The sequence below is a fragment of the Apilactobacillus apisilvae genome (genome assembly GCF_023380225.1).
Classification (GTDB): Bacteria; Bacillota; Bacilli; order Lactobacillales; family Lactobacillaceae; genus Apilactobacillus; species Apilactobacillus apisilvae.
Window position 1 is genome coordinate 91,014 of record NZ_CP093362.1, and the last position, 20,176, is coordinate 111,189.

19 protein-coding genes and 1 other annotated feature are annotated in these 20,176 nt (G+C 29.4%); of the genes, 12 read left to right on the top strand and 7 right to left on the bottom strand.

What is annotated here, in order from left to right; all coding sequences use genetic code 11:
* Window positions 1-258 carry a hypothetical protein gene (locus tag MOO46_RS00455; RefSeq protein ID WP_249511090.1) on the top strand — a complete coding sequence of 86 codons (258 nt, stop codon included), beginning with the start codon at window positions 1-3 and terminating at the stop codon, window positions 256-258.
* A gap of 37 nt (window positions 259-295) precedes the next feature.
* Here the strand turns inward: MOO46_RS00455 and MOO46_RS00460 are convergent, their stop codons facing one another.
* On the bottom strand, window positions 296-2,332 hold the full coding sequence (locus MOO46_RS00460) for a KUP/HAK/KT family potassium transporter (RefSeq protein ID WP_249511091.1): 2,037 nt from the start codon (window positions 2,330-2,332) through the stop codon (window positions 296-298).
* Between the two features lie 168 nt (window positions 2,333-2,500).
* Here MOO46_RS00460 and MOO46_RS00465 point away from each other — a divergent pair, with 168 nt between their 5' ends.
* From MOO46_RS00465 to MOO46_RS00475, 3 genes are all read left to right on the top strand, one after another.
* The gene (locus MOO46_RS00465; RefSeq protein WP_249511092.1) at window positions 2,501-3,598 is read left to right on the top strand and encodes an SLC13 family permease; all 1,098 of its coding nucleotides are present in this window, start codon (window positions 2,501-2,503) and stop codon (window positions 3,596-3,598) included.
* Between the two features lie 71 nt (window positions 3,599-3,669).
* Window positions 3,670-4,455 (top strand): glucose-1-dehydrogenase, encoded by a 786-nt coding sequence (locus MOO46_RS00470; RefSeq protein WP_249511093.1) that lies wholly within the window; start codon window positions 3,670-3,672, stop codon window positions 4,453-4,455.
* A gap of 173 nt (window positions 4,456-4,628) precedes the next feature.
* Complete coding sequence (locus tag MOO46_RS00475) at window positions 4,629-5,510, top strand: magnesium transporter CorA family protein (RefSeq protein ID WP_249511094.1); 882 nt, start codon at window positions 4,629-4,631, stop codon at window positions 5,508-5,510.
* Between the two features lie 2 nt (window positions 5,511-5,512).
* Here the strand turns inward: MOO46_RS00475 and MOO46_RS00480 are convergent, their stop codons facing one another.
* Window positions 5,513-5,656, bottom strand: a complete 144-nt coding sequence (locus MOO46_RS00480) for a hypothetical protein (RefSeq protein WP_249511095.1) — start codon at window positions 5,654-5,656, stop codon at window positions 5,513-5,515.
* Between the two features lie 207 nt (window positions 5,657-5,863).
* Between MOO46_RS00480 and MOO46_RS00485 the strand changes: the two genes are divergently transcribed.
* The 4 genes from MOO46_RS00485 to MOO46_RS00500 all read left to right on the top strand — a co-directional run bounded on the left by MOO46_RS00485 (window position 5,864) and on the right by MOO46_RS00500 (window position 9,996).
* Window positions 5,864-6,739, top strand: coding sequence for a GRP family sugar transporter (locus MOO46_RS00485; protein ID WP_249511096.1), 876 nt, complete (start codon window positions 5,864-5,866; stop codon window positions 6,737-6,739).
* A 108-nt stretch (window positions 6,740-6,847) separates the two neighbouring features.
* Window positions 6,848-7,291 (top strand): MarR family winged helix-turn-helix transcriptional regulator, encoded by a 444-nt coding sequence (locus MOO46_RS00490; RefSeq protein WP_249511097.1) that lies wholly within the window; start codon window positions 6,848-6,850, stop codon window positions 7,289-7,291.
* Window positions 7,292-7,293: 2 nt separating this feature from the next.
* Window positions 7,294-8,697 (top strand): MDR family MFS transporter, encoded by a 1,404-nt coding sequence (locus MOO46_RS00495; RefSeq protein ID WP_249511098.1) that lies wholly within the window; start codon window positions 7,294-7,296, stop codon window positions 8,695-8,697.
* A 108-nt stretch (window positions 8,698-8,805) separates the two neighbouring features.
* Entirely contained in the window at window positions 8,806-9,996 is a 1,191-nt protein-coding gene (locus MOO46_RS00500) for an aminotransferase-like domain-containing protein (protein WP_249511099.1), read from the top strand.
* 42 nt (window positions 9,997-10,038) lie between these two features.
* Here MOO46_RS00500 and MOO46_RS00505 read toward each other — a convergent pair whose 3' ends face one another.
* Window positions 10,039-11,259 carry a serine hydroxymethyltransferase gene (locus MOO46_RS00505; RefSeq protein ID WP_249511100.1) on the bottom strand — a complete coding sequence of 407 codons (1,221 nt, stop codon included), beginning with the start codon at window positions 11,257-11,259 and terminating at the stop codon, window positions 10,039-10,041.
* A 257-nt stretch (window positions 11,260-11,516) separates the two neighbouring features.
* Complete coding sequence (locus MOO46_RS00510; protein ID WP_249511101.1) at window positions 11,517-12,689, bottom strand: NRAMP family divalent metal transporter; 1,173 nt, start codon at window positions 12,687-12,689, stop codon at window positions 11,517-11,519.
* Between the two features lie 290 nt (window positions 12,690-12,979).
* Between MOO46_RS00510 and MOO46_RS00515 the strand changes: the two genes are divergently transcribed.
* Window positions 12,980-13,285: a hypothetical protein gene (locus MOO46_RS00515; protein ID WP_249511102.1), complete on the top strand. Its 306-nt coding sequence runs from the start codon at window positions 12,980-12,982 to the stop codon at window positions 13,283-13,285.
* A gap of 30 nt (window positions 13,286-13,315) precedes the next feature.
* Here MOO46_RS00515 and asnS read toward each other — a convergent pair whose 3' ends face one another.
* Window positions 13,316-14,704 carry an asparagine--tRNA ligase gene (gene asnS / locus MOO46_RS00520; RefSeq protein WP_249511103.1) on the bottom strand — a complete coding sequence of 463 codons (1,389 nt, stop codon included), beginning with the start codon at window positions 14,702-14,704 and terminating at the stop codon, window positions 13,316-13,318.
* Window positions 14,705-14,763: 59 nt separating this feature from the next.
* Window positions 14,764-14,978, bottom strand: a binding site (T-box leader).
* 170 nt (window positions 14,979-15,148) lie between these two features.
* Between asnS and MOO46_RS00525 the strand changes: the two genes are divergently transcribed.
* Window positions 15,149-15,460: a heavy metal-binding domain-containing protein gene (locus tag MOO46_RS00525; protein WP_249511104.1), complete on the top strand. Its 312-nt coding sequence runs from the start codon at window positions 15,149-15,151 to the stop codon at window positions 15,458-15,460.
* A gap of 130 nt (window positions 15,461-15,590) precedes the next feature.
* A complete protein-coding gene (locus MOO46_RS00530; RefSeq protein ID WP_249511105.1) occupies window positions 15,591-18,248 on the top strand; it encodes an HAD-IC family P-type ATPase in 2,658 nt (885 codons plus the stop codon).
* A 45-nt stretch (window positions 18,249-18,293) separates the two neighbouring features.
* Here the strand turns inward: MOO46_RS00530 and MOO46_RS00535 are convergent, their stop codons facing one another.
* Window positions 18,294-18,926 (bottom strand): hypothetical protein, encoded by a 633-nt coding sequence (locus tag MOO46_RS00535; RefSeq protein WP_249511106.1) that lies wholly within the window; start codon window positions 18,924-18,926, stop codon window positions 18,294-18,296.
* A gap of 124 nt (window positions 18,927-19,050) precedes the next feature.
* Between MOO46_RS00535 and MOO46_RS00540 the strand changes: the two genes are divergently transcribed.
* Window positions 19,051-19,713: a histidine phosphatase family protein gene (locus MOO46_RS00540; RefSeq protein WP_249511107.1), complete on the top strand. Its 663-nt coding sequence runs from the start codon at window positions 19,051-19,053 to the stop codon at window positions 19,711-19,713.
* A gap of 74 nt (window positions 19,714-19,787) precedes the next feature.
* On the opposite strand, the gene MOO46_RS00545 is transcribed toward MOO46_RS00540, so the two are convergent.
* Window positions 19,788-20,153 carry a nuclear transport factor 2 family protein gene (locus MOO46_RS00545; RefSeq protein ID WP_249511108.1) on the bottom strand — a complete coding sequence of 122 codons (366 nt, stop codon included), beginning with the start codon at window positions 20,151-20,153 and terminating at the stop codon, window positions 19,788-19,790.
* Between the last annotated feature and the right edge of the window lie 23 nt (window positions 20,154-20,176).

The following is a 20,176-nucleotide window of genomic DNA, read 5'->3' on the forward strand; positions in this document are numbered from 1 at the left end:
ATGAATCAACTATTAAAAGAAATATTACTAAATATTGGATTAATGGTTTTTCCATTTACCTTTATAATTAGTGGTCTTACAAGTTCTTCACCAGTTTTATATATTGGTATCATGTTATTAGGGATTATTTGTTTACTAATGGGTCCTATTTACATTTATTATTGGCTTAATAATCATAATGGATTATGGTATCGCAAATTATTAGCTGCCTTTTATGTAATATTATTATTGGCTTGTATTAGTAGTTATTTTGTTTAAATAAAAACGACTTACCTTTATTGGCAAGTCGTTTTTATTATCTATTCTTTCTTGAATGAATAGAATGGTATATTTTTCTTTGTACTAAATATTGATCATGTTGCATCGTTATAAATAATGGCGAAGATTCCTCAATAACATTACTGAATTCTAATCCATACCATGAAATAGGTGAAGCAGTTATATTTTGTAAAAAGATTCTTCCAGATATTAATTGACGATCAAAAGCATTAATTTCTGAATTTAATGCTAAATCAGAAGGTCTTTCATTAATAATAACGAATTTGAAATCACCAACAATACCTGGCTTATTAGTTGAAGAATAACGTTGCTTTTGTGGATCAATAACACCTTGTTGAATTAAGTAATTAACAATTTGATGTAAATAAATACTTACACTTTGTTGTTTTCTGAATCCTAGATATAGTTGAATATCAACCACATTCTTAGTATCCAGTAAATCAACAGTATAATTACTTTCATAAGGGTTATTAGTTTCATTAACTGTTACGAACCAATAAACCTTTGCACGTTTAGGCTCCTTATCTAATATTGAATACATAGTACTACGTTTTATTTGGTAATCGTTTTTAATCTTAGTCATGTATACAAGATTTGAGGTGTATAAAGGAATTGAATCATCATTACTTAATTCAGACAATTGTTGACGATAATCTAATAATGATACATATTCACTTTCTTTTTCATAATGATCACGACGCTTATTACCGAAGTACCATAAAATCATAATCATCAGTATTGATAACATGATAATTAAAGTTACATACCCACCATGCAAAAATTTAACAACACTGGCCAAGAAAAATGTAAATTCAATTACGGCAAAGAATAATGCTATACAAAATGCAATATACCTTTTTGTTTTAGATGATAGATATTCAAACAGTAATAATGTTGTCATTAACATTGTAAGAGTTATTGCTAATCCATAAGCTGCTTCCATATGTTCAGAACTTCTAAATAGCCACAAGACAATAAATGTGACAATACATAAGAACCAGTTTATAGTTGCAATATAGATTTGACTTCTTACATTACTAGGATGTTTTACAATCATTCTTGGTAAGAATTTCAGTCCAATGGCCTCATCAACTAATGTAAATGAACCAGTTATCAATGCTTGTGATGCAATAATAGCTGCTAAAGCTGCTATTGCAATTGCAAATCCACGAAGACCACCAGGTAACATATCATAAAACGGATTTAAATTTTTTAATCCAGAATATGCAGGATTATGTGCATTTTTTATAATCCATGCACCTTGGCCTAAATAATTTAGTACTAATGATGCATAAACAAAAGGCCAAGTTCCATAAATGTTTTTCTTACCGACATGTCCCATATCAGAATATAATGCTTCAGCACCAGTTGTTGCTAAGAAAATACTACCTAAAATAAAAATTCCTGATTTATTAGTTGGACTAAATAGAATTTCAATAGCATATATTGGATTAAAAGCTTTTAATATTAAAGGATAATGAAGTAAGTTAATAATTCCCATGATTGCTAAAAATGAGAACCAAACCAACATTACTGGTCCAAAAGAATTTCCAATAATTCCGGTTCCAAATCTTTGAATAATAAATAATAATAACAGAACGCAAGAAGTAATAATTACAACATCTTGTTGGGAATTACTAAATGAAATAGCACCAAAAGATTGTCCTTTTAATCCTTCAACAGCGGAGGTAACTGTAACTGCTGGAGTCAGGGTTCCATCTGCTAAAAGAGCAGCACCACCAATTAAAGCAGGCCAAACTAACCATTTTGCTTTACGCCTTACTAGAGCATATAGAGCAAAAATACCACCTTCACCATTATTATCAGCTTTCATTGTGATCAATACATATTTCACAGTAGTAATAATCATCAATGTCCAAATGATTAGTGAAATTGATCCCACAATATAATCTGGAGTGATGTCAGACATCTTGCCGGCATCACCAATAATGGCATTCATTACATATAATGGCGAAGTACCAATATCACCATAAACAATACCCAAGGCAACTAACATTCCGGCCAAAGATAGTTTATTAAATTTAGCTTTCATAACTAAATCCTCCAAATAAATATAAAATTTTATGTAATTTTTACCTAATAAAGTACAACATACCACTAAAATAGGATACTTTAAAGAAAAAGTACAAAATATTGTCATAAATGTTAAATTATATATAAAGACAGAAAAAAATCAATATCTAATTGGGGCGAGATTACTATGAATAAAATAAAACAAAATATTTTTGGTGACCATATTTTAAAGATAGTAATAATAATTTTAATCTTATCTTTATTTATAGGTTTGCCCAGTATAAATGACATTAATACCACAACTATTATTTCTCTTTTTACTTTAATGATGTTAGTTTCAATTATAAAAAATTTGAATATTCTCAGTTACATTAGTAATTACATAATTAACAAATCTAAGAACACAAGGCAAATCAATCTATTAATGGTTTTGGTATCTTTTTTTGGATCAATGTTGGTTACAAATGATATTGCAATTATAACGCTAGTGCCTTTATATATAGAAATTTCCCAAAAGCAGGATTTATCAGTTCCTTATCCAGTGACCTTAATTACAATTGCTGCTAACTTAGGTAGCTCAGTAACTCCATTTGGTAATCCACAAAATGTATTTTTACTTGCCTATTATCATTTATCAATTGGTAAATTTTTTGGTGCTTCTTGTTTAATTCTGCTTTTGGGATTATTAATTTTAGGAATATTATTATTATTTGTTAATAAAGAAGAGTTAAATTCAGTTAATTTAAAAAAAGTTAATATAAATTACAAAAAATGTTTACCACTTATTTTATTAATTATCTTAATTTTCTTAGGTATTTTTGAAATTATTAATTTATGGATTCCAATGATTTTAACCTCTATTTACGGAACCTACATAAATAAAGATACATTTGTAGAAGTTGATTATTCTTTATTGTTGTCATTTGTTGGGTTCTTTTTAATTGTTGGGACACTCGGTCGTAATCCGTTGGTTATTAATTTTTTAAACAATATATTGGGTAATTCTAAGCAAATATTTTTATCTAGTGCTTTAATTAGTCAAATCATTAGTAACGTTCCTGGTTCAGTGTTGATTGCTAAATTTACTAATGATTTTTATCCACTCTACTTAGGAGTAAGTGTTGGTGGAATGGGGACCTTAGTTGCTTCTTTAGCCAACTTATTAGCATTTAAACAAGTTCAAACTTATGCACAAAAGAGTAGTTGGAAATTTTTGAAGATTTTTACATTAGTAAATGTTGTATTGCTATTAATTTCTATAGCCGTTTTTATGTTGATTGTTTAAAAGCAAATCATTAACATTTTTTTGTAATGTGTGTAATAATTTAATTACTAGATATATGAAGGGATGATTTTATGTATACAGATCTTAAAGGTAAAGTTGCTGTAGTTACCGGTGCATCAAAGGGTATTGGTAATGCTGTAGCAATTCGTTTAGCTGAAGAAAATATGAAACTAGTATTTAATTATAATTCTGACGAAGCTGGTGCTCAAAAAGCTGTCGATGAAATTAAAAAACAAGGCGGTGACGCTGTTGCTGTCCAAGCTAATGTTGCCAAAGAAGAAGATATTCAAAAGTTAGTTGATACTGCTGTCGAACATTTTGGTACTTTAGATTTATGGATTAATAATGCTGGTATGGAAAAGGAAGCCCCTACTCACAAGCTTTCATTGGATGACTGGAATAAAGTTATTAATGTTAATTTAACTGGTACTTTCTTGGGAACAAAAGCTGCTTTGAATTACTTCTTAGATAATGATAAGCAAGGAAACATTATCAACATGTCATCTGTTCATCAACAAATTTCATGGCCACATTTTGCTGATTATTCAGCATCAAAGGGTGGTAGTAAATTACTTACCGAAACAGTTGCTAAGGAATATGCTGATAAGAATATTCGTGTAAATGCAATTGCACCAGGTGCTATTAATACACCAATTAATGCTAAAAAATTTGCTGATCCTGAAACTTACCAAGAAACTGCTGACTTAGTTCCAATGAAACGTATTGGTAAACCAGGAGAAGTGGCTTCTGCTGCTGCTTGGCTAGCTTCAGACGAATCATCATATGTAACTGGTGATACAATTTTTGTTGATGGTGGTATGAAACTATATCCAGCATTTAACAATGGTCGTGGATAATATATTAATGACTTGTTGATTCGACATCAGCAAGTCATTTTTATTTTTTTCATTAACTGTTTAAATATTTACTGTACATATTAAATTCAAATTATTTTTTATAAAAGATCAAAAGTTATATAATTATATTAATACTCATTTTTCTATATTAAAATAAAAACGGAGGGTCCATTTTGAAAAAGATACATAATTTATTAGATTCAACTTGGGTAGAATTAGTAGATGCTAACACTAAAGAGGTGGTTTCAACTATTGAGGATTATAAATTACCTAACATATTAAAGGGGTATATGTTAGACACCCATGAACATTCACGATTTGAATATGACTCTGTCAAAAAATATTCAGTTTTAATTACTAGAGCACTTACTAGTGGTCAAGACGAAAATGTTGAAACCTCACCGGTCATTTCTGCTTTTACCGATGGAGTTATTATTACTAAAAGTGATTCCAGATATCGAGTTAAACAACAAAGTAATTGTACTAAATTTGATGTTATTTTTAGTATTCTTGAAAGAATTAACAAACCATACATGAATAAATTAGATCAAGTAAATGAAGATGTAGAAAATCTTCAAAAATTAAGAAAAAGTGTTCATAATAAGCAGTTGAATGAAATTGCTATTTTGAAGAATGATTTGGTATATTTAAAATCTTCTACTGCTGCTAATATCATGGCAATTAATCAGCTACAAAAATCTAGTGACAATTTTGTTGTTCCAATTACCTTTAATAATCATCAGGATCAACATATTGATGATGTAACTGTTGAATATAGTGAATGTAAATACATGTTTGACGTTAATTATGAGATTGTTAGTCAAATTGAAGACACTTACAGTAATATTATTAATAATAACTTGAATGAAACGACGAAAATATTAACAATTTGGTCTTTGATTTTAGCTATTCCACCAATTATTAGTGGATTCTATGGTATGAATGTAGTCTTGCCATTTGCCAATAGTAAATGGTCATGGATATTTACTGTTGTGATAACTTTAGCAATTATTTATTGGATGATTAGATATTTAAGAAGACATCATGACTTATAAAATCATTTCCAAATAAATTCAGTTTGATTATCCGGATTTACTTTTTTTATTACTTGTCTTTGATTTTTAGTGTTAATAAATGATACAAAAATTATTAGTGAAATTGTTAATATTAAAATATATTTTTTAAAATTTCTTTTTGTCATTTTTATCACTTCCATATTTTTAATATATACAATGTATATTTAATTACTTAAAAATAACTTAAATGAAATCAATGAAAGCGCTTTACTGATATGAAATATAAATGTATAATGATAATTATAAAAGATTATACATATTTTTTATTTAACTTTAATCATAAAAAAGTGCATAATAAAATTATAAATAAATGAGAAAGAAGTGTTACTAATATGGATTGGAAAATTATAATTGCCATACTTCCTGCATTCCTTTGGGGAGTTGGTCCTTTAATTGGTACCAAAATAGGTGGTCGTCCTATTGAACAAGTAATGGGTACTGGTTATGGTCAAGTAATCATAGGATTAATAATCTATGCTTTTACTAGACCTGCAATTTCCTTTCAAGAATTTTTATGGCCATTTTTAGGTGGTATGGCTTGGTCATTTGCTCAATTCACTCAATTCAGTTCATTTCAAAAAATGAATGTTTCATCAGCAATGCCAATTTCTACTGGATTACAATTGATTGAAATTCCTCTATGTGGAGTTATTTTCTGGGGAGAATGGGCATCAGGTACTGCGAAGTTAATTGGATTTTTAAGTATTGCTTTGTTAATTATTGGTGTTTTCTTTACTAGTTATGTTGATAAATCTGTTTCTAGAGTTAAGATGGACTACAAAGCTGGTATTCCATTATTACTTATTGGATCTTTAGGTTACACTGCTTGTTCAGTTTTTCCTAGAATTCCTAATGCATCTGGAATTGTTGGCTTGTTACCACAAACAATTGGTATGTGTTTAGGTGCTATTGTTATTTCTTTTGTTATTAATGGAAAAGATTCACTTAATTTAATGAAATCTAAATTTACTATCAAAAATAGTATTATTGGTTTATTAGGTGGATTAGGTACATTGGCATACTTAACTTCATTAAGCTTAAATGGTGTTGCTACTTCATTCCCATTAACTCAAATGAATGTTGTGGTTTCAACATTAGGTGGTTTACTAATCCTAAAAGAACATAAAAATAAGAAAGAATTGGCATTTACTGTTGCTGGTTTAATTATGATTGTGTTTGCTGCAATTATGATTGGTAGACTTTCATAATTTATATAATTCATTAAAAAAGACTTAATTTTAATTAAGTCTTTTTTTGTTGCTTAAATAGCAAAAGTATAGTAAGCTACACTTTGTTGAAATGAAGGAGGTAATATTTTGTTTTCAGATGATAACTTAGGAATTAAGATCAATATTATTAATAATTTAGTTGGCAATCACTTTCAACAAGAAATTAAAAAGTTGTTCCCTGAACTAACAAGCTCTCAGTTTGCAATTTTAACTTATTTATTTGATCGAAAAGATCAAATTGTTTCACAGGATGCTTTAGCTGCTGCTATGCATACAAGCCATCCAACTATGAGAAACATTATTAAGCGAATGGTTGCAAAAAATTTATTATTAATTCGTCCTTTAAAAACTGATAAACGAAAAGTTGAAGTCATACTTTCAAAAAAATCCAAAAGCCTTATTTTGGATAATAAAGATAATATAAATTTGATAATTAATAATATAAATAAAAAAATAACTAATGGAATGGACAAAAAAGATTTAAAACAATTAAATTTTTTATTTTCCGAAATAATTAATAATTTTTCATAGGGGTGATTGAATTGGAAAATATAACAACTAGCGTCCGTAATAAAATGATGTCAGTAATTTTATTCGGATCATTTATGGCATTATTAGCTGAAACATTATTTAATAATGCACTTACTGGGATTATGCATTCATTTGATATAAATCAGTCAACTGTTCAATGGTTAAGTACCGGGTATTTATTAGTTGTTGGACTTATGATTCCAATGTCTTCTTGGGTCTTTAATAATTTTAAGACGAAGAATAGTTATCTTTTTATGATATTTACTTTCTTAATTGGTTCACTTATCGGATGGTTTGCTCCAAATTTTTCAGTCTTATTAGTAGGGAGATTAATTCAAGCAATTGCTGCTGGATTGCTAATGCCATTTATTCAAAACATTATTCTTATGCTTTTTCCACCAGAAAAGCGTGGACTAGCATTGGGAATTACAGGTTTAGTTATTGCTTTAGGACCAACGGTTGGGCCAACATTATCAGGAATAATTCTTGAATATTTTGGTTGGCGAGACTTATTTGCTTTATTAGCTACTATTTCTGTAATTGTTATAATTTTAGGAATTTTCTTTACTAAAAATATTAATACTGTTAAAAAATCTAAATTAGATATATTATCATTGCTAATGTCCATTTTAGGATTTGGTGGTCTTTTATATGCATTTTCTGAGATTGGTAATACCGGAACATTTAATTTATCGGTCGTTATAACAGGAATAATTGGTATTGTAAGTATTTTAGTATTTATTTACCGTCAAAGTCATCTAGAAAAGCCACTAATTAATATTAATATTTTTAAGAATCATGTTTTTAATTTAACTACTTTAATAAGTACTTTAAGTAATATAGCAATGGTTGGAATAGAATTAATTATGCCATTATACCTGCAAAATACTAGAACAGTATCAGCACTTGAAACGGGACTAGTAATGATGCCAGGTGCTATTTTAATGGGAATTTTTAATCCATTATCAGGTGCAATTTACGATAAAATTGGTGTTAGAAAAATATCCATTATTGGATTCTCTTTTATTTTAGTTGGAACAATTCCAATGTTATGGTTTGGAGCTAACTCTAATTTGATCGAAATCATTTGTAGTTACTCAATCAGAATGATAGGTGTGGCATTAGTCATGATGAATTCATTTACAGACGGAATTAATTCCTTAGATAGTAAATACACGACTGATGGGAATGCTGCTTCATCTACAATTCGACAAGTAGGTGGTTCTTTAGGGACGGTTTTGTCAATGACTTTTGTTACTTTAGGATTTAATAGTGTTATAACATCTTCTGGTAATAAAGTAATTGCCTTTTCTAACGGATATCACTTTGGATTTATATTAATGTTTGTTGTTGCAATCTTAGGCTTATTACTATCATTTTTATTACCTAAAATTAATAAGGACTAGTTTTGACTGGTCCTTTTTTATTTATTAAAATATAATTATAAAAAAGTTGCTAATTTCTAATAATTGTATTAGTATTAAAAATAATTTATAAGTAATGGAGTGAAATATATGGACTTTAAATTTTCAGATCGTGTACCAAGCCTTGATAATGATGTGGTAGGTGAAATTTTAAAAGTAGCTGGGGATCCTAAAATTATTTCATTTGCCGGTGGATTACCAGCGCCTGAATTATTTCCAGTTGAAGAAATGAAAAAGGCAGCAGACGAAGTTTTTGAAAAAGATGGTCAAAATGCACTTCAATATACAGCCTCAATTGGTAATCCAAAGTTAAGACAGTTAGTTACTGATCGAATGCAAAATCATAAACATATTGATTGTAATGTTGATAATGTATGTATCACAACTGGTTCTGAGCAATCAATTGATTTAATCGCTAAGATGATGATTAATCCTGGCGATGTAGTTTTAGTCGAAAAACCTACATACTTATGTGCATTGGATGTATTTAGAAGTTATGGAGCTAAAATTGTTGGTGTGGATATGGATGATGATGGAATGAAGATGGATTCTTTAGAACAAGCATTAAAACAAAATCCAGATACTAAATTAATTTATACAATTCCCAACTTTCAAAATCCAACTGGACGTACAATGCCAGCAGATCGTAGACAAAAGTGTGCTGAATTAGCTAGCAAATATAATGTTATGGTGATGGAAGATGATCCATACGGTGAAATCCGTTATTCTGGTGAACCAGTTGATCCAATTAAACATTTTGATAAAGATGGTCATGTAATTTTTATGAGTACATTTTCAAAAATTTTGGCACCTGGTATGCGTTTGGGATGGATTGTTGCTGATAAAAAATTTGTGGACGCTTTTGTTTTAATGAAACAATCAGCTGATTTGCATTCTGACAATTTATCACAATATATCGTTGCTCGATTTATGGAAGAAAATGACTTAGATGCTCATATTCAAAAAATTCGTGATGTTTATTATCGTCGTTCATCAATGATGTTAAAAGAAATTGATGAACAATTTCCAGAAGGGGTTAAACATAGTAATCCAGAAGGTGGAATGTTTATCTGGGTTGAAGTTCCAGGTAATATCAATACGATGGAACTATTTAAAAATTGTGTTGAACACAATGTAGCTTTTGTACCTGGTGAACCATTTTATCCAGATAAAGTAATTCCAGGAACGTTTAGAGTTAACTTCTCTAATATGCAAGAAAATCAAATTCATGAGGGTATTCATAGAATGGCAGTTGCTATCTCTGAGATGCTTAATAAATAATAAAAGAAGCAATCATTTTTAAAATGTTTGCTTCTTTATATTTTAAAATTTATATTTTTTGGTTAATTTTTGTACTTTTTGACGAGCTTTATTAATTGTATTAATGTCTTGTTCTTCTAAAACTTGTTGTATAGTTTCAGCAACTTCAGCGGAATCATATTCATTAAAATTCCTACTAGTAATAGTAGGAGTACCAATTCTGATTCCTTCCATAACAGAACCCTTTTCATTAGGCAATAATTCTTTATTAGTAGCAATTCCAACTGAGTATAGTAGTTCAGCACCTTCATTACCAGTTAGACCAGTTTTAGTAATATCTAAAGTCATTTCGTGATTTTCAGTAGTTTTAGAAACTACACGGATTGTTTTAGATTTATTAAAGACTTTAGCCATTGCTTGTGCATTTAAAATAACTTTTTTAATGTATTCTTTAAACTCTGGTTGCATTGCTTCTTTAAATGCAATTGCTTTTGCAGCAACGACATGTTCTAAAGTTCCACTTTGAGATAGTGGAAAAACAGCATTATCCAATTTATTAGCAAATTTCTTTTTAGCCAGAATTAGTCCACCACGCGGACCTCTTAAAGTTTTGTGTGTTGTAGAAGTAACTATGTCTGCCACTTCCATTGGGTTAGGATGTAATCCTGCAGCTACTAATCCAGCAATATGTGCCATATCAATCATTAAATAGGCACCAACTGAATCAGCAATCTTTTTAAATTTAGTCCAATCAATGATGTGACTATATGCTGAAGCACCAGCAACAATTAATTTAGGTTTCACTTTTTTAGCAATTTCATTTATTTTATTAAAATCTAAAAACTCAGTTTTTGGATCTACTCCATAGAAATAACAATCATACAATTGACCAGAAAAATTAGTGGGTTGACCATGGGTGAAATGTCCACCGGCTTTTTCGCTCATTGATAAAATTTTATCACCAGGTTTCAATAAAGCAGCATAAGCAGCTTGATTAGCTTGAGTGCCTGAATGTGGATATACATTTGCATATTCAGCCTTAAATAATTCTTTTGCTCGCTTCATTGCCAAATTATCAATTTTATTAATTGCTTCATTTCCAGTATATACACGCTTATTAGGATAACCAACTGCATATTTATTGGTTAAAATCGATCCCTGTGCATCCATGATTTCTTGCGAAACAATGTTTTCAGATGCAATTAATTCAATTACGTTTTCTTGACGTTGTTTTTCCTCATTAATTGCTTCCCATATTTTAGTGTCATTGTGATAACTTGTCATTGTAATTTCCTCCTTAAATAAAAAAAGACGCACCTTTGTTTTTACAAAGGGCGTCTTTAACACTGTTCCACCTTATTTTATATTAGATTTATGTCTAATACCTCTGAATTGTATTTATATTAATTAACTTAACTGCCTTCACTTAATTTATCCATTTTTTCACTAAAATAAATGGTCTCTGTTGATTGTTCTTATAAGCTACTACTTTTAAGTTTCTATTATAATATCTTATGATTAAAATAAAGTCAATTATTAATTTACCAAATTTTCAGAGAAGGTCCAATCATATAAATACCAAAAATCATAACAAATGAGCAACATGTTATAACTATCCATTTGTAGAATCCTTTACTTTTATATTGAGATGGTAATGCTTTGTTTTCTAATAATAATAAAAATCCCAAAACAATTGGAGTCATTAGTGCATTTAAAATTTCAATGGAAATAGTTATATCAACCATATTGTCCATATATAAAACCATTATTCCACTAATAATAAATACCAGAATATAAATACTGTAAAATCCCAAATTGTTTTTTCTTAATTTGTTGTTTAAGCTATGTTTCCAATTTAAGACTTCGGTCATTCCCCAAGTTCCAGCTAATGCTACTACTAGGGCAGCTACTAAAGATCCACCCAAAATACTTAGTCCAATAATTACTTTAGCAATTCCAATTCCTGAGAAGCTACCAAGTGCGTTTGCTAAATCAATGACTAGGTTAAAATTAATATATTTATTTTTAGCAGCTACGATTGTGGCAAATAAAATTATGTATCCAATCATAATTCCCTGTGTGATAACTGTTCCAATTGCAGTATCATACTTTTCTACTTTAATCATTTCAGGTTTCAAGTTCTTATCGATAACTGCACTTTGCTGATAAAAAATCATCCAGGGCATTATTACAGCTCCCACATTTGCTGCAATTAAGTATATATAATTAGGATCTGATAGAGGTACGTTTTTCATACCGTTTATCATTTCATTAAAGTTGGGATGAATAAAAAATAATCCAATAATAAAAACTAATTCAAACAGGCCAACGGCTAATCCAATATGTTCAACTCTTTTATAGCTGCCCTTTAATCCAATTCCTGCTAGTAAAATAATTGCCATAGGAATTGTGATTGTTTTTGGGATGCCAAACAGTTCTCCAACACCAGCAATGCCAATAAATTCAGTAATTAATGCTCCAATTACCGAGATTAAAAGTGTTATTGCTGATAGATAAGCCCATTTTTTACCAAAATATTCACGGATTAGTTCTCCATGCCCCTTTTTGGTAACAATACCTAATCTGACAGTCATTTCTTGTGCCATATATAAGATTGGCATTAAAATAACTTGTGGTAAAATCATTGCATATCCATATTGGGCACCTGATTGAGCAGCTGTTAATAGACATCCAGCATCAGTATCTGCTAGCATTACAATTAATCCAGGTCCAAATATTTTAAACCAACGTTTAAATCTCTTTAATAACGGGATATTTTTTTGTATAATTTCGATTTTATATCGCTCCTAAAGAAGAATGGAATTATATCTTATCACTACCTTTTTTAAGTAATAAGTCTTTTATTACAAAATTTCTTATGATATAAACATTAGTTATTATTTTTTGAATGAAATTTTAATTATAATTCACGAAAAAAATAAAATGATCATTTTTAATAATTACCCAATCTTTATTATATTTATAATTATTAGGAGGGCATTCTTTGAAAAATAAAATTTTTATCTTAGAGCATCGCCATAATATATTAAAAGTTAAATACCGTAATGAGTTCGGATACTTTTTTCCATCAACCATACTTACTAGTAAAGATAGTTTAGTAAAATCTTTTTTGGACGCCGAACAGCGTCTTTTAAATAATTTAAATTCAAAAGATAAATTAATATTAGTACCATTATCTTTTGATTTAAAACAGCAGTTATTTGAGATTCAAGTTTTGTTTGACTATTCTGAATTGGGTATTTTCAATATTTATAGCAATGGTAATATAACTAAAAAAGACATTACTTAATTACAGTAATGTCTTTTTTATCATTTTTTATTAGAATGGTGCATTTCCTGGTTCACGTGGATAAGGAATAACGTCTCTAATGTTTTCCATTCCAGTTAAGTACATAACTAGTCTTTCAAATCCAATTCCGAAACCAGAATGTTTGATTTCACCGTATTTTCTTAATTCAGCGTACCAAGCATATTCTTCTGGTTTTAATCCAAATTCGTGAATCTTTTTGTCCAAAATATCTTCACGTTCTTCACGTTCACTACCACCAACGATTTCACCAATTCCTGGTACTAAACAATCAGAAGCAGCAACAGTTTTACCATCATCGTTATCACGCATGTAGAATGCTTTAATATCACGAGGATAATCTGTTAAGAAGGTTGGACGTTTATAAATTTCTTCACATAAGTAACGTTCATGTTCAGATTTTAGATCCATGCCCCATTTAACCGGAATTTCAAATTGTTCACCTGATTCTTGTAACATCTTGATTGCATCAGTATAAGTTACACGAGCAAATTCTTCACCAGCGGTACCTCTTAGTTTATCAAGTAGACCTGGTTCAACGTTTTGGTCCAAGAAATCAAGTTCATCTTTAGCATGTTCTAAAAGATAGTTAATAACATATTTTAGTAAACCTTCAGCACAATCCATCATACCTGGTAATCTGGTATAAGCCATATCTGGTTCAATCATCCAAAATTCAGAAGCATGACGAGGAGTATGTGAATTTTCAGCTCTAAATGTAGGTCCAAATGTGTAAACATTTTTGAATGCCATTGTGAAAGCTTCTTCTTGTAGTTGACCACTAACTGTTAGGTTAGTAACTGTTTTGAAGAAATCTTTAGAGTTGTCTACTTTGCCATCTTCGTCTTTTGGTAAGTTATTCATATCCAAAGTAGTTGCGCGGAACATAGCTCCAGCACCTTCAGCATCACTACTTGTAATGATAGGGGTATTAACGTATACAAAGTCATTGTGTTGTAGATATTCGTGAACAGCAAAAGCTGCTAATGAACGAATACGAAATACTGAGTAGAATGTATTAGTTCTTGGACGTAAATGAGCAATTGTTCTTAAATATTCAAAAGTTTGTTTTTTCTTTTGTAATGGATAATCAGCGTTTGAATGACCAACTAACTCTACTTTTTGACCATGAATTTCAAATGGTTGTTGTGCATCAGGAGTTTTAACAAATTCTCCTTCTACAGTAATTGTAGATGCAATTGGTAATTTGCTAATTTCTTCAAAATTAGGGTTATCTTTTTTTAAGATAACTTGTGCACTTCTAAAACATGAACCATCATTTAATTCAATAAAGCTAATGTTTTTAGAACCACGAATAGTTTTTACTGATCCTTCAAGAGCAACAGTAGATTTATCTTCAATATCTTTATCGTATAAATCGATAACACTTAGTTGTTGCATATAAAATACACACCTTTCTGATTGTTTAAATACAATAAATAAAAAAGAGCTTTCGTCCATATAAGGACGAAAGCTCTTTCCGCGGTACCACCTAAAATGCCTTTAAAAAGGCCACTCTTTCATGTAACGTATGAAGACCGTTTATCTCTACTTTAAGGGTTCGAAATAAAAACAAATAGGTGTTATTCCTAGATAATAGGGTTATTAAGCTCTCACTATTCTTAATTCGCTGAAAAAATATTATTTAGTACTAATCCATATTTATAGTATTTAATATATAAACTTTATAACAATTAAATATTAACACTAATTTACTAGTATATACAATATTATTTTAAATTAAAATTCTAAATAATATTTAATTCAACTTGAGTTAATTTATTAGGAAATTATTTATTATTTTATTATAATTAAAGTATATAAATAGGAGAGGTTGTAGATACTATGTTAATTTCAACTACTGAAAATATTGGAAAAAATTACGAAGTATTGGGTGAAGTGTTTGGTGTTACTACTCAATCTAGAAATATTGGTAGTAATATTTCTGCAAGCTTAAAAAATCTTGTTGGTGGAGAAATTAAAGGTTATACGCAAATGCTCCATAATTCCAGAGAAGAATCAATTGGAAGAATGAAAAAGGAAGCCGAAAATAAAGGTGCCGATGCAATCGTTATGATGAGATTTGATTCTGGCTCGATTGGTAGTGATATGCAGTCAGTTGTAGCTTATGGCACTGCGGTTAAGTTTAATCAGTAATTTTTAGGAGATTATAAATATGAAAAACTTTTTAAATCGCTTTTTATCTTGCGTTCCTTACTATCAATTAAAATAGTTTTTGTATTTATTTTAAAAAATAAAATTATTTTATATGTAAAGGTAGATATATATGAAAGATAAATCGAGTTATCAATTAACAGTTGATCAAATTACTAAAAAATTTGATATTAAAGATATAAATAAAGGTTTAAGTGATGAACAAGTAAGACTTAGTTTACAAAAGTACGGTCTTAATAAAATTGAGGTTAAGAAAGAACCTAAATGGAAGCTTTTTGTGCGTCAATTTAATAACATGATTATTTACATTTTAATTGTAGCGGCATTAATAACTTTATTAATGGGACATTACTCTGATGCATTAGTTATTGCATTGGTAGTAATCATTAATGCATTTATTGGTTACTATCAAGAAGCAAATGCTTCTGAAGCTTTGGAAAAAATCAAGCAAATGTTATCAACTCAAGCGACTGTTTATCGAAATGGTAGTAGGGATGATATTCCAGCTGAAGACTTAGTTGTTGGGGATGTTGTTTTTCTTGAAGCAGGTGATAATGTTCCAGCTGATTTAAGAATTTTTGATGCGGATAATTTAAGAATTCAAGAAGCTGCACTTACTGGTGAACCAGATTCAATTGAAAAAATTGAAGGGGTTATTGAAAAAGATAAAACACCATTGGCTGAACGTAAGAATATGGCTTATGCATCAACTTCAGTTACTTCTGGTAGTGGAAAAGGAATTGTTGTTGATACCGGTGAAAATACTGAAATTGGTAAAATCTCATCAGAAGTAAATAATACTAAAGCCAGAAAATCACCATTAATGATTGAGTTAGATAAATTAGGAACTCAAATTACTTATGTAATTATTGCAGTTTCAATTTTACTATTCATTTTAGGTTTATTTATGGGAACGTATTCACTATCAGTACTATCTTTAGCCGTTGTATCAATGTTAGTAGGTGCCATTCCTGAAGGATTACCTGCTACAACATCAGTTGTTTTGGCAATGGGTGTTAGCGACATGGCAAAACGTAAGCATACGATTATTAAATCCTTGCCTGCAATTGAAACTTTAGGTTCAGTTGATGTAATTGCTACAGATAAAACTGGTACACTTACCAAAAATGAAATGACAGTTAAAAACATCATTATCGATAATCGTGAATATGATGTAACTGGTGATGGTTATGAACCCAAAGGTCAAATTAAATTCAATAATAAACCTGCTGAAATAAATTCAAAGATGAAGTTATTCTTGGAATCAGGATATGAAGCTAACGATACTGTTTTATCAAATGATGATGGAACATGGGAAATTAATGGTGAACCAACAGATGGTGCTTTCTTAACCCTTTATCATAAAGTTGTGAATTATCCAGAGCATGCTAATTATCAAGAAGTTGATACATTGCCTTTTGATTCAGATTACCGTTACATTGCCAAGCTAGTTCGCGATGAAAATGGTAAAAAGAAGATTTTTATTAAGGGTTCTCCTGATAAATTATTTGGCATGGCTGACAAAAATGATAAAAATTTTGATGAAAAATATTTAAATAATCAAATTAATGAATTATCTAAACAGGGAAAACGTGTCATTGCAGTTGGATATAAAGATGTTTCTGATGACGTTAATGAAATTACTCATGAAATCCTTAAAGATAATGTTAAGTTCTTAGGATTAGCAGCCATCATTGATCCACCTAGAGAAGAAGTTATTCAAGCACTTAAAGAAATGAATTCTGCTGGTGTTCAATTGAAAATGATTACTGGTGATAATCCAATTACTGCTAAAGCAATTGGTGAGCAATTAGGACTAGCTAATAAAATTAGTGCTGTTACTGGGGCACAGCTGGATGAAATGTCAAAAGCAGAATTTAGGGATGCTGTTATAAACAATCAAGTATTTGCTAGAACTACACCTAAAAATAAAATGGATATCGTTCAAGCTTTAGAAGATGCTGGTAAGGTTACTGCAATGACAGGGGATGGTGTTAACGATGCTCCTGCATTGAAGAAAGCTGATATTGGTGTAGCTATGGGGATTGAAGGAACTGATGTTGCTAAAGATTCTGCTGACATGATTTTGACAGATGATAACTTTAGTACGATGGCGGTAGCTATCAAAGAAGGCCGTCGAATTTATGATAATATCAAAAAGAGTATTCTTTTCTTATTACCAACATCTTTTGCTGAAGGATTAATTATCGCTTTTACAATTCTGATGAATCGAGAAATGCCATTGGAACCTACGCAGCTGCTTTGGATTAACATGGTGTCGGCAATTACAATTCAATTTGCCTTTATCTTTGAACCAGCTGAAAATGGTATAATGAATCGAAAACCACGGAAAAATACAGCTAGTTTGTTAAATAAACATGATGTATTTCAGATGACATATGTATCTTGTATGATTGCTATAATTGGTATTATTGTCTTTGAATGGTTGATGGGGCAAGGATATGATCAAGCAGTTGCAAGTACAATGGTTGTTAACGTAGTTGTATTTAGTAAGATATTCTACTTGTTCAATATTAGAACTAATAATTTAGCGTTATCTAAAGATTTCTTTAGTAATCAAAAAGCCTTTCTAATTATTGGCTTGATGATTATTTTGCAGTTAATATTAACTTACGTTCCATTCATGCAATCTTATTTCTATACAGCCAATATTAGTTGGTTTGATTGGTTAATTATTGTTTGTTCCGGAATTATTGTGTTGATTGTGGCTGAAATTGATAAATTTATTAGATTCAGCAAAAATAAATAATAAAAATAAAAAGATTCTTACACAATCTTGTGCAAGAATCTTTTTTTATACATTGTCTTTTAAAAACTCATTCACATTATTAAACTGTTTGGCGTTTTCTTCAAAATCACGTAGTAGAATTTTATCACTTTTAGTTTTATTATTTTTATCTTCTAATAAAATATAAGATTTGTTTTGATCATATTTATTAATGTTTGAATAAATTTCAGGATAAATCATATTAATAGACTGTTTAGGCTGAATTTGTACATCATTCCATTTATCAACTTCATCTGATAATTTGTTATATTCATAACTACTTGAATTATTAACTAAATTTTTAACATTATTCTTAGTTAATAATTCTTTTTTGAATAGATTGTTCACACCATAAACATGGATACTTGAATTATCCGCAATATCTTTTGCAGTCATAGCTTCGTCCGATTGATTAGTAATTCTATAGTCAATTGATAAGGCTTTTCCATCTTTTTGTAATTTTGAATTATATTGAGTGCCTACTAATACGCGGTCTACAGCTATTGTTCCGTATTTAGTAGAAATCTTAAAATTATCATTTTTATTTTGTACTACTTTTGCTGAAGTGTCATTCTTGTGATTAGAAGCACTGGAAGAAGAACAAGCTGATAATGTTAAAGTGCTAAAAATAGCTATTATGTAAATAAATATTTTTTTCATATACAAAACTTCTTTCTATGAATTTATTATATTACTAATAAAATGATTTTTCATTAACTATGGTTCCGTTTAATTAATATTAAAGTATAATTAACTTAAAATAATAAGTGGAGGTTTGATAAATATGAAAGAATTTGATTTATATGTAGTTCGTCATGGACAAACTTATTACAATATTTATAGAAAAATGCAAGGCTGGAGTAATACACCTTTAACTAATCGAGGGTTAGAGGATGCTGAAAAAATTGGCAATAAATTATCCGACATTAAATTTGATGCATTTTATACCAGTGATATGGCACGTGCTGAAAAAACAGCTAAAGTTATTCATGATAAAAATAATTATTCAGCAAATGAAAATATAATATCATCGCAGTTACTTCGTGGAGCATTTTTTGGTTATTATGAAGGATCTAATATTGACGAAACTTGTCATACAATTGCTGCTAGTAATGGGTTTTCATCATATAAAAAAATGGTACAAGAAGCGGGATTAGGAAAAATTAAAGACACTTTTCATGAAGTTGATCCATTTCATCAAGCTGAAAATAATGATCAATATTGGAAACGCTGGGATGAAGGCTTTAGAAACATTATGAATAATAAAGATATTACAGATAATGGTAAAGTTTTGCTAGTTAGTCATGGACCAGCAGTACTTAGCTTGGTTGATCGATTTGCACATGGTAAATATGATGTTAGCGTTCGTCCTAAGAACGGTAGTCTTACTAAATTACACTTTGATAAAGAAGGGAGTATTAGTGTTTTAAGCTATAATGAAGTCTAACTTAAGTAATTAGATGAATTTAATATTTTACTAAAAAAGCCAAAATAATTTTTTGGCTTTTAATTTTATTCAGTTTAAAATAGTGGATTTCCACTTGCAGTTTTAACGTCTTCTATATTTTTTTCAATTATATCCCAGTGCTCAGCTAATTTATTATCAGATATTCTATAAATATCACATACTTTGTTAGTATGACCATTATTTAAATCGCACTTAAAAAAAACATAAACATAATCATTATCACTGCTTATATTTAAAATATTAATTTTTGGTTCCAATTTCAAAAATAATTTTATGAATTCTATAAATCCAGCTTTTCCATTTTTAACTTCAGGACTATGTTGAATATAGTCATTTTTCATAAAAGTGTCTATATTTGATAAATCACCATTTTTAAAAACTTCTTCATAAAATTTATTTACTAATTGCTTATTATCCATGTTTTAACAACCTCCTATTAAAA